7 protein-coding genes are annotated in these 10,969 nt (G+C 61.8%); 2 read left to right on the top strand and 5 right to left on the bottom strand.

Translation table 11 applies throughout. The features are described from left to right. Window positions 1–194: 194 nt before the first annotated feature. Window positions 195–1,433: a maltoporin gene (locus CFU_RS13385; protein ID WP_014006576.1), complete on the top strand. Its 1,239-nt coding sequence runs from the start codon at window positions 195–197 to the stop codon at window positions 1,431–1,433. Window positions 1,434–1,487: 54 nt separating this feature from the next. Here CFU_RS13385 and CFU_RS13380 read toward each other — a convergent pair whose 3' ends face one another. Together CFU_RS13380 and CFU_RS13375 are read right to left on the bottom strand one after the other, a co-directional pair. Next, on the bottom strand, window positions 1,488–2,603 hold the full coding sequence (locus CFU_RS13380; RefSeq protein WP_041742027.1) for an alkene reductase: 1,116 nt from the start codon (window positions 2,601–2,603) through the stop codon (window positions 1,488–1,490). A gap of 150 nt (window positions 2,604–2,753) precedes the next feature. Continuing rightward, entirely contained in the window at window positions 2,754–3,350 is a 597-nt protein-coding gene (locus CFU_RS13375; protein ID WP_014006574.1) for a TetR/AcrR family transcriptional regulator, read from the bottom strand. Between the two features lie 201 nt (window positions 3,351–3,551). Here CFU_RS13375 and CFU_RS13370 point away from each other — a divergent pair, with 201 nt between their 5' ends. Next, complete coding sequence (locus CFU_RS13370) at window positions 3,552–4,892, top strand: MFS transporter (protein ID WP_238531308.1); 1,341 nt, start codon at window positions 3,552–3,554, stop codon at window positions 4,890–4,892. A gap of 76 nt (window positions 4,893–4,968) precedes the next feature. Here CFU_RS13370 and CFU_RS13365 read toward each other — a convergent pair whose 3' ends face one another. Genes CFU_RS13365 through CFU_RS13355 form a run of 3 tightly spaced genes read right to left on the bottom strand, consistent with a single transcriptional unit; the run spans window position 4,969 to window position 10,907 of the window. Continuing rightward, entirely contained in the window at window positions 4,969–6,408 is a 1,440-nt protein-coding gene (locus CFU_RS13365) for an efflux transporter outer membrane subunit (protein ID WP_014006572.1), read from the bottom strand. A gap of 2 nt (window positions 6,409–6,410) precedes the next feature. Beyond that, window positions 6,411–9,638: an efflux RND transporter permease subunit gene (locus CFU_RS13360; RefSeq protein ID WP_014006571.1), complete on the bottom strand. Its 3,228-nt coding sequence runs from the start codon at window positions 9,636–9,638 to the stop codon at window positions 6,411–6,413. A 57-nt stretch (window positions 9,639–9,695) separates the two neighbouring features. Beyond that, window positions 9,696–10,907, bottom strand: coding sequence for an efflux RND transporter periplasmic adaptor subunit (locus CFU_RS13355; RefSeq protein WP_041742025.1), 1,212 nt, complete (start codon window positions 10,905–10,907; stop codon window positions 9,696–9,698). Window positions 10,908–10,969 lie beyond the last annotated feature (62 nt).

Genomic DNA, 10,969 nt, shown 5'->3' with positions numbered 1-10,969 from the left:
GCTTGTCTGGCAGAGGGGATTGATTTACATCTCGCCGTGCGGTTCGATAGCGGCGCAGATTTTCGCCATATTACGGCTTTTACTTATAGTTGCATTCTTGCGTCCATTGTAACCTTGGGCACGCATCTCCGAATCAATGCGCAGCATGGGCCGGGCAGCATCGTCGCCTGATAAACATGAACCAGGAGGCATGAGTGAGGAAACAGTTATGTTGGACCATTCTATCAACCGCATTTTCCGGCATCGCCTGTGCCGGCGACGACAGCTCCGCCGGACTTGACGGTTTTGAATTCCATGGTTACCTGCGTGCCGGCGGTGGCGCTGCAATCGGCGGCAGCGGCGGTGCGCAGCCTTGTTTCCAGTTGGCGAGAGCTGCCAGCAAATACCGGCTCGGCAACGAGTGTGAGAACTACAGCGAACTGGAAGCGCGGCAAAAACTGTTTGGCCTGGCAAATGGCATGGTCGTCAGCGCCGATGTGATGGCCAGCTTGTACAATCCCGGCAATGTGTTTCCGCATTTCAATTCCAGCACCAATGGCGCCGTCCGGCTGCCTCAGGCCTACCTGCAGGCGACCAATCTGCCCGGCATGAATCCGCAGGCGCGCCTATGGGCCGGCCGGATCTACTACCACCGGCACGATATTCACACGATAGATTATTATTACTGGAATCCAAGCGGCCTCGGCGCCGGCGTCGACAACGTCGCCATCAACGGCCTGCAGTACAGCTATGCTTTGTTCCGGCAAGACGCGCAGTTCCAGGCCCGGCTGGCGAATCGCCACGACTTCCAGGTAGCCGGCATCCGCACCAATCGGAATGGCGAATTGCAGCTGGGCCTGTCGCTGATGCAAAAACCCGCCGGGGTAGATGGGCATGGCGGTTTTTCCTTGACCGCGCAGCATAAGCAGGACCAGCTGTTCGGCGGCTATAACAGGGTTGCCATCCAGTATGGACAGGGGGCAGGGGACACCATCAATACGGTGAACCAGGCTTTCCCCGGCCACGGTTGGCGGCGCTGGCGGCTCAGTGAAAGCCTGCTATGGCAGCTCACGCGCAAATTCAGCGGCATGCTGGCGGCCGTCTACCAGCATGAAAGCAGCCCTGGTTACAGGCAGAACTGGATTTCTCTGGGAGTGCGTCCGGTATATGCGGTCAGCGACCATTTCAAGATACAGGCCGACCTCGGGCGCGACGTCGTCACTCCCGGCAACGGCGCAAGCCGCAGCCTGACCAAGTTCACGATCGGCCCCGCAGTGACGATGGGAAAATCTTTCTTCAGCCGTCCTGAGCTTCGCCTGTTCTATACCTATGCCAAATGGAACCAGGCGGCGCAAGATGCAGCTGCCAGTGGCAGCGCCATGGCCCGCGACGGCCCGTTTGGCGGCGCCACCCATGGCTCCAGCATCGGCATGCAACTGGAGACGTGGTGGTAAGGCAAGGGAAGTAGCACTGGACTTTCCCTTGCCTAAGCTGCATCGGCCATTTGTTTACGCTTCGGTCAGGGCCGGGTAGTCGGTATAGCCGTGCTCGCCCACGCCGCCATACAGCGGCGCATCTTCAAACGGCACGTTCAAGGGCAGGTTGTGCTGCAGGCGATGCACCAGGTCCGGGTTAGTGATGAAGGCGCGGCCGAAGGCGACCAGGTCACCGTGGCCGCTGGCGATTGCCTGGCGCGCCATCATGCGGTCGTAGCCGTTGTTGACCAGCCACGCGCCGTCGAAGCGCTGGTGCAGCGCTTCGTAATCGAACGGGGCATTGTCGCGCGGGCCGCCGGTGTGGCCTTCTACTACGTGCAGGTAGGCCAGGCTGAATTTGTTCAACTGCTCTACGACATAGTTGAACAGCGGCTGCGGTGCGCTTTCGCTGGAATCGTTGACTGGCGATACAGGAGACAACCTGACGCCGACGCGGCCGCCGCCGATTTCGGCGGAGGTGGCGGCAACCACTTCCAGCAGCAGGCGGGCGCGGTTTTCGATACTGCCGCCGTAGTTGTCGGTGCGGTGGTTGGAGCCGTCACGCAGGAAGCTGTCGAGCAAATAGCCGTGGGCGCCGTGGATTTCGATGCCGTCGAAGCCGGCTTCCAGGGCCCGTCTTGCAGTCTGGCGGAAGTCGTCTACGACTACTGCGATTTCTGCCTGCGTGATTTCGCGTGGCACCGAAGTGTCAATGAAGCCTTCGCCCGGCACATAAGTCTTGGCGTCGGCGCGGATTGCCGAAGGCGCCAGGGGCGCCTTGCCGTCCGGCTGGAAGGAGGTATGCGACATGCGGCCGGTGTGCCAGATCTGGACCACGATGCGGCCGCCTTTTTCATGCACGGCGTCGGTGATCTTTTTCCAGGCGGCGACCTGTTCCGGCGTATGCAGGCCAGGCGTGTTGGCGTAACCCTGGGCCTGGGCCGACACCTGGGTCGCTTCGGTAACGATCAGGCCGGCGCCGGCGCGCTGGGCGTAATACTTGAGGTTCAGCTCGTTCGGCACATTGCCTTCGCCGGCGCGGTTGCGGGTCAGCGGCGCCATCACGATGCGGTTGGCTACTTCGATGTCGCCGATGCGGGCTGGCTGGAACAGGCTGTCTTCGGTACGGATTTCTGGGGTGCGGCTCATGTACATTCCTTCGTGAATAAATCGCTGTCAGGCGATTGGTGGTTTGACTTGTTGCTGAAAAAACAAACTGCAATACAGGTTGATAAGTGACCGGTCGTCTCGGATTTGTTATAAAAAACGGATTCCATTCCTTCTGTGGTTCCTGTCAGGTTATGGCAGGAAAAAATGATCGAACATCAGGTTGACGCAGGCGCGCACCGGCGCTGTCGAGCGCTCGATTTTCATGCGCAGCAGAGCGCCTTCCCAGGCGTTCCAGAAAAAATCGGTGAGTTGTTCCGCACTCAGGTCGGTGCGTACCGAACCATCGGCCTGGGCCTTGCGCAGATAACTGGCGAAGCGCTTGCGCCAGCCCGCCACAACTTCCTGCAAGGTGAGGCGGCAGAGCTCGCTGGACTCCGACATTTCGGCGGCAAAATTGCCCAGCAGGCAGCCGGCTTTTACTTCGCACTGTTCGTGGTAGCCGATGATGCGTTCGTAGGTGTAGCGCAGCGCGGCCAGCGGCTGTTCCGGTCCCTCCGCAAAATAGCCAGACCATTTGTCGGCGAAGCCGTCGGCGTAGAATGAGATGACCTCGGCGCCGAAGTCTTCCTTGCTCTTGAAATAGTTATAGAACGAGCCCTTGGGCACGCCGGTGGCGTCGACGATTTCCTTGATGCCGGTGCCGTTGTAGCCTTGCTCGGCGAACAGCCGGAGGCCGGTGGCGAGCAGGGTTGCGCGGGTATCGTGAAGGGCGGTGGCTTTATTCATCCCGCTATTATATGACCAGTCGTCTTAAATTGCTTGGCGCCGAAAAACCATGATTTATTGACATTTTTCCCGCATCCGGAAATTTCCTCGAAAAGCTGCGAAACGAAGCCTCGCTACAGTCGGTTTCGTCTATGAAATATCAACATATTTAATTTGCAGCAGCAGGTAAAAGCCGGCCGCATTACTGCTATCATTTGGTCAATGTTCCTATCCGGAACTGCTCGTGCCGCGCTTACTTATCCAGTGTTGCCGCTTTCAGAGAGTTGCATCATTTTTAACGCATTCCGTCAATTTTTCATCCGCAAGCTGTCGGCCGATCCGATGCTGCGCCACCACGACTTCCGCCGCTTCTGGCTGTCCACGGTCCTGGCCAGCTTCGGCGAACAGATCAGCAGCCTGGCGATTCCGCTGACCGCGGTGCTGCTGCTGCAAGCCACGCCGGCCCAGATGGGCATCTTGATCGCCTTGCAGACGCTGCCGTTCGCCTTGTTCTCGCTGCCGGTCGGGGTCTGGCTGGACCGGCGCAGCAAGTATCCGGTATTGCTATGGTCCGAATTCCTGTTCGGCGTCGTGCTGGCGGTGATTCCGATAAGTTACTGGCTGGGTTTGCTGAACATGCATGTGCTGTACGCGGTCGGCTTCCTGATGGGAATCGGCTTCGTGATCGGCGGCAGCGCTTCTCAGGTATTTCTGGCGCAGCTGGTGGGGCGCGAGCATTTGCTGGATGCGCAGAGCAAGTTCGCCGCGACCGATTCGATGGCGCGCCTGGTCGGCCCCGGCATCGCCGGCATGCTGGTGCAACTGCTGACGGCGCCGGTAGCGGTGCTGGTCGATGCTCTCGCTTTCATGGCGTCGTCGTGGAACCTGCGTTATCTGCGCAAGCGCGACTCTTATCCTGCGCCGTCCGACCGCCATCCGTTCCGCGAGATGATGGATGGCATCAAGATGGTGTGGAGTCACGAAGTACTGTGGCCGCTGGCCTGGGGCACCGCCTTGTGGCAGCTGTTGTTCAACGGTTACCTGGCCTTGCAGATACTGTTCGCCACCCACCAGCTGGGCATGTCGCCGGGCGTGCTGGGCGCGGCGCAAACACTGGGCGGGCTGGGGGTGCTGGTCAGCTCGATGCTGCTCAAGCCCTTGTCGCGGCGCTTCGGCAGCGGCCGCACGATCCTGATCGGCCTCGGCGGCACCGGCGCGGCGTGGCTGCTGCTGGCGGTGATCCCGGCCAGCCTGTTCGGCTCGCCGCTGCTGAGCGCGCTGGCTTACGGCGTAGTGGTGTTCATCTTCGATTGCAGCGCCATGCTGTATTTCATGCCTTACCTGGCGCTGCGGCTGAAACTGACGCCGGATGCCTATCACGGCCGCATGGTGTCAACCATGCGTTTCATGACCGTGGCGGCGGCGCCGCTGGGCGCCTTGTCGGCCGGCTGGATTGCTGAGCACCTGGGCGTGCGCAGCGGATTGATTGCCATCGCGGTGGGCGGCAGCCTGCTGACTTTCGGCTTGCTGAAAACCTCGCCTTTGCGCGATATCCGGGATTAAGAACGAAAAAAAACCTGCATCGGCGAGTCGGCTTCGACTTCGCCTGATGCAGGCTGGAGAGAAACTCTACTGCTTGTTACCTGGCCAGCGCCAGAGGGGCAGCGTTTGCCGCAGGCTGATCCCAGCCGCCGCCCAGCGCCCGGATCAGGCCGACCGAGGCCACCGCCCGCTGGCCGACGCTCTGGCTCTTCGCGCGTTGCGCGGAAAGACTCGAACGTTGCGCATCGATCACTTCGAAATAGCTGGTCGAACCGTTCTTGTAGCGCGAATCGGCCAGGCGCGCGGCCAGTTGTGCCGATTTCACGGCGTCTTCCTGGAAACGGATCTGGTTATCCAGCGTACGCATCGCACTCAGGTTGTCTTCCACGTCCTGAAAGCCGACCAGCACCTGCTGGCGGTAGTTCGCCACCACCGATTCATAGTTGGCGTCGGCCTTGGCCAGGTTGGCCTTGTTGCGGCCGCCATCGAGCAGAGGCAGATTCAGCACGCTGCCTACCAGCGGTCCCAGCATCCAGCTACGGCTGGACCACTGGAACAGGTTGTGCAGCGCGTCCGAGGCGAAGCCGCCGGAAGCGGTCAGCACCAGGCTCGGGAAAAAGCCGGCCTTGGCGACGCCGATGCGGGCGCTGGCGGCGGCCAGCTGGCGCTGCGCCTGGGCGATGTCCGGGCGCCGTTCCAGCAGATCGGATGGCAGGCCGGGCGGCACGCTGACCGTCACCGGCTGCAGCGGCGCGCTGGCCAGGGTGAACTGCGCCGGCGCCTTGCCCAGCAGGATCGCCAGCGCGTGGTCGCGCTGGGCGCGGCTGCGGCTGACGCCTTCCTGTTCGGCCTGGGTCACCGACAGCTCGGTCTGGGCTTGCGCCACATCCAGCTCGCTGGTGTCGCCGGCATCGTAGCGATGCTGCACCAGGCGCAGGTTTTCCTGGCGCAGCTTGATGGTCTGCTGCAGCACGTCGAGTTCCGAATCGAGCGAACGGATCGCGAAATACTGCTGGGCGACGTCAGCCTGCAGCGCCAGCAGCACCGAGCGATACGCCGCTTCCTGGCCTTCGGCATCGAGGCGGGCGGCGCGGCTGCTGTCCGACAGACGGCCGAACAGGTCGACCTCATAGGAGGCGCCTAGCTGCGCCTGCCATTGGGTGGAGGTGGCGCTGGCCGTGCCCTGGCGGGTAGGGCCGAAGGCGGCGCCAAGCTGGAAGGCGCGGTCGGCATCGGCCAGACCGGCGGTGGCGCGCGCTTCCTTGACGCGCGCCAAGGCCATGACCAGGGTCGGGCTGGACTGAGTGGCATCGGTGACCAGCTTGCTGAGCTGGGCGTCGCCGAACACCGACCACCAGGCGCCGCGGTCGGCGGCGTCGGCCGGCTGGGCTACTTTCCAGCTGCCGTCCAGCGCGGCCGCTTCGCGATACTGGGCTGGCGTGTCGACCGCGACCTGTTCCGGCGGTTTGGTGGTGGAGCAGCCGGCCAGCACCAGCGCCGCCATCATTGCAGTCAGTTTCAGGTTAAAGCTTTTCATGTTCAGATTCCTTCAATTTGCGCGGTGCTGGCAATTACTGGAACGGCATTGCCATGTGGCGCCGGGCCGGTATAGGCTTCGGTTTCATGCTTGCCGCTGGTCCAGCGCGATGCCAGCGTGCGCAACAGTACATAAAAGATCGGCGTCAGGAACAGGCCGAAAGCCGTCACCCCAATCATTCCCGAGAACACCGCCACGCCCATTGCATGGCGCATTTCGGCGCCGGCGCCGCTCGACAGGATCAGCGGCACGACGCCGGCGATGAAGGCGATCGAGGTCATCAGGATAGGCCGCAAACGCAGGCGGGCAGCTTCGATCGCCGCAGCGTAGATGGAGCGGCCTTGCAGCTCCAGCTCGTGGGCGAACTCGACGATCAGGATGGCGTTCTTGCACGCCAGCCCAACCAGTACGATCAAGCTGATCTGGGTGAAGATATTGTTGTCGCCACGGGTCAGCCAGACGCCGGCAATCGCCGACAGGATCCCCATCGGCACGATCAGCAATACCGCCAGCGGCAAGGTCAGGCTCTCGTATTGCGCTGCGAGCACGAAGAACACCAGCAGGATCGACAGCGGCAAGATGATGAACAGCGTATTGCCGGCGATCTTGTCCTGATAAGTGATTTCGGTCCATTCGTAGCTGATGCCGCGCGGCAGGGTCTCGGCCGCGATGCGTTCCACCACGGCCTGGGCCTGGCCGGTGCTGTAGCCTGGCGCCGGACCGCCGTTGACGTCGGCCGAGGGGAAGGCGTTGTAGCGCACTGCCTGATCGGGGCCGTAGCTTTGCGTCATCTTCAGCAGCGAAGACAGCGGCACCATTTCGCCCTTGTCGTTGCGCGCTTTCAGCAAGCCGATATCTTCGGCATGGGCGCGGAACGGCGCATCAGCCTGGACCCGGACCTGGAAGGTGCGGCCGAACTTGTTGAAGTCGTTCACGTACAAGGAACCCAGGTAGATCTGCAAGGTGTCGAACACTGAAGGGATAGACACCCCCAGCTGCTGCGCGCGGACACGGTCGACATCGGCGTACAGTTGCGGCACGTTGATCTGGAAGCTGGAGAACATGCCCGCCAGTTCCGGCGCCTGGTGCGCTTTTGCCATGAACGCTTGCAAGGCATCGTTCAAGGCCTGGTTGCCCAGCGCGCCACGGTCCTCGATCTGCAGCTTGAAGCCGCCGATGGTGCCCAGCCCCTGTACCGGCGGCGGCGGGAACACGGCAATGAAGGCGCCCTGGATGGCCGAGAATTTCTGGTTAAGCTGCTGCGCAATCGCTATGCCGCTTTGGTCGGCGCTGCGGCGTTCGTCGAACGGCTTCAGCGTGGTGAATACGATGCCGGAGTTCGGGCTGTTGACGAAACCGTTGATCGACAGGCCAGGGAAGGCCACGGCCGATTCCACGCCAGGCTGCTTCAGTGCGATTTCGGACATCTTGCGCATCACGTCCTCGGTACGGTCGAGCGAAGCAGCGTCAGGCAGCTGGGCAAAACCGACCAGGTACTGCTTGTCTTGCGCCGGGATGAAGCCGTTCGGCACGGTGTGGAACAACAGCATGGTCAGGCCGATCAGTACGGCATACACGCCGAGCGCGGCTGTCTTGCGTTTCAGGATGCCGGTCACGCCTTCGCCGTACGCGGTCGAGCCGCGATGGAATACCTTGTTGAACACCGAGAAGAAGCCGCCGAAGACACGGTCGATGGCACGCTGGAAGCCGTCCTTCTTGGCGCCATGGCCTTTTAGCAGCAGGGCGGCCAAGGCCGGCGACAGAGTCAGCGAGTTGAAGGCCGAGATCACGGTAGAGATAGCAATGGTCAGGGCGAACTGCTTGAAGAATTCGCCGGTCAGGCCGCTGACGAAAGCCAAAGGCACGAACACCGCACACAGGGTCAGGGCGATCGCCACGATCGGTCCCGATACTTCGCGCATTGCTTTATAGGTGGCTTCCTTGGCGGACAAGCCGTTTTCGATATTGCGCTCGACGTTTTCCACCACCACGATGGCGTCATCGACCACGATCCCGATCGCCAGCACCAGCCCGAACAGGCTCAGCGCATTGATCGAAAAGCCCAGGCCCATCATCACGGCAAAAGTACCGATGACCGAGACCGGCACCGCCAGCAAAGGGATGATCGAGGCGCGCCAGGTTTGCAGGAAGATGATCACCACGATCACCACCAGCAGGATCGCTTCCAGCAAGGTATGCACCACGGCTTCGATCGAAGAGCGGACGAACTGGGTCGGATCGTAGACGATCTTGTAGTCGACGCCTTCCGGCATGTCTTTCTTCAGCTCGGCCATGGTGGCGCGCACGTTGTCGGAGATTTCCAGCGCGTTGGAGCCGGGCGCCTGGAAGATTGGAATCGCCACCGCCTGCTTGTTGTCCAGCAGCGAGCGCAAGGCGTATTCGCTGGCGCCCAGTTCGATGCGCGCCACGTCTTTCAGGTAGGTCACCACGCCGTCGGACGAGGTGCGGATCACGATGTTGCCGAACTCTTCCTCATTGGCCAGGCGGCCGCGGGCGTTCACCGAGATCTGATAATTGACGCCGGGAACGGCAGGCGAAGCGCCGATCACGCCGGCGGCGACATTGACGTTCTGTTCGCGGATGGCGTTCACCACATCGGTGGCAGCCAGGCCGCGTTCAGCCACCTTGCGCGGATCGAGCCAGACCCGCATCGAATAATCGCCGGAACCGAACAGCTGGACCGAACCGATGCCGGGCAGGCGCGCCAGCCGGTCCTTGACGTTCAGCACCGCGTAGTTGCGCAGGTAGGCCATGTCATAGCGGTCGTTAGGCGACAGCAAGTGCACCACCATGGTCAGGTTGGGCGAGCTTTTGACGGTGGTCACGCCCAGCCGCTGTACCACGTCCGGCAAGCGCGGCAACGCCTGGTTGACGCGGTTCTGCACCAGTTGCTGCGCGAGGTCGGGCGAGGTGCCGAGCTTGAAGGTGATGGTCAGCGTCATCAGGCCGTCGGAAGTCGCTTGCGAAGACATGTAGAGCATGCCCTCGACGCCGTTGATTTGTTCTTCGATCGGCGTGGCGACGGTTTCCGCGATGGTTTGCGGATTGGCGCCCGGATACTGCGCCTTGACGATGACGGATGGCGGAATCACTTCCGGGTACTCGGAGATCGGCAGGCTGAGCATGGAAATCAGGCCGCCGATCAGGATGATTGCAGATAACACGCCCGCAAAGATCGGGCGGTCGATAAAGAATTTAGAAATATTCATGGTGTTGGGCTCTGCTGTGTTTTGGCGTCGTTGCGAGGTGAGTCGTCGGCGTCCTTGTTATTTAGCTGCAGCCACGGCCAGTGCATTCTTCGCTGGCGCGAGCTGTTCACCGTCCATGGCCACCGTCACTGGCGTGACCAGGTCGTTCGGCCGGATCCGCTGCAGGCCGTTGACGACGATCCGCTCATCTTTCTTGAGGCCGGAGCGCACGATCCGCAAGCCATCGACGATCGGACCCAGCTTGACCGTGCGATAGGTAACCTTGTTGTCGGCGCCCAGCACCATGACGTATTTCTTGTCCTGGTCGGTGCCGACCGCCTTGTCGTCAATCAGCACGGCGGTCTCTGCCGCTGCGCCGCCGGTGCGCACGCGGGCGTACATGCCGGGAGTCAGGGTGCCGTTCGAATTGTCGAATACCGCGCGTACCCGCATCGTGCCGGAGGCAGTATCGAGACGGTTGTCGAAAGCCTTGATCTGGCCTTGGTGCGGATAACCTTCTTCACTGGCCAGGCCTATCGACACCGGCAGGTTCTTGACGCCGGAATTACCGACCGCGCCGTTGGCGGCGTAGCGGATATAGGTTTGCTCGTCCACTTCAAAATTGATGTACACCGGCGATACCGACACCACGGTGGTCAAGGCCGGCGAAGCGACGCCGGCGCCGACCAGGTTGCCGACCGTGATTTCAGCGCGCGAGACACGGCCGCTGACCGGCGCTGCAATCGAGGTGTATTGCAGGTTCAGGCGCGCGGTCTGCACCGCTGCGTCCGCCGCCTTGAGGCTGGCGTCGGCTTCCAGCAGGGCATTGTTGCGCTGGTCCAGCTCACGCTGGGCCACTGCATGTTCTTCGATCAGGCGGCTGGTGCGGGCCAGCTCGGTTTTGGCCAGCGCCAGTCCGGCCTGGGCGCCGGCCTGGGTCGCCACTGCGCGCGCCAGTTCAGCTTGATAAGGGCGGGGATCGATAGTGAACAGCAGGTCGCCTTTCTTGACCAGCTGGCCTTCCTGGAAATGCACGGCGTCGATGGTGCCGGAGACGCGCGGGCGGATTTCAACCCGTTCGATAGCTTCCACCCGTCCCGAAAAATCATCCCATTCGGTAACCGATTTCTCCAGGGCGGCGGCCACCGAGACCGATGCGGCAGGAGGCGGCGCGGCGACCGCCTTGGCCTGGCGGCTGGTCAGGGTGAAAGTGCCGGCGGCGGCGAGGATGAGGATGCCAACCGCAATCGCAATCGCTTTGCGAGAAAATAATGGTGTCGAAGTTTGCATGTGAGACCCCTGGATATATGTGTGGAAACGGAAATGGATAACTGCGTAATCGGAAACAATCG

This window comes from Collimonas fungivorans Ter331, from assembly GCF_000221045.1.
Taxonomy (GTDB): Bacteria; Pseudomonadota; Gammaproteobacteria; order Burkholderiales; family Burkholderiaceae_D; genus Collimonas; species Collimonas fungivorans_A.
Note: the sequence above shows the minus strand (reverse complement) of the source record. Positions and strands in the feature narration are given on the sequence as shown.

Coding starts and splice junctions, on each gene's coding strand:
- CFU_RS13370 (WP_238531308.1), top strand. CDS start 3,552: ATGTTCCTATCCGGAACTGCTCGTGCCGCGCTTACTTATCCAGTGTTG.
- CFU_RS13375 (WP_014006574.1), bottom strand. CDS start 3,350: ATGAATAAAGCCACCGCCCTTCACGATACCCGCGCAACCCTGCTCGCC.
- CFU_RS13365 (WP_014006572.1), bottom strand. CDS start 6,408: ATGAAAAGCTTTAACCTGAAACTGACTGCAATGATGGCGGCGCTGGTG.
- CFU_RS13355 (WP_041742025.1), bottom strand. CDS start 10,907: ATGCAAACTTCGACACCATTATTTTCTCGCAAAGCGATTGCGATTGCG.
- CFU_RS13360 (WP_014006571.1), bottom strand. CDS start 9,638: ATGAATATTTCTAAATTCTTTATCGACCGCCCGATCTTTGCGGGCGTG.
- CFU_RS13380 (WP_041742027.1), bottom strand. CDS start 2,603: ATGAGCCGCACCCCAGAAATCCGTACCGAAGACAGCCTGTTCCAGCCA.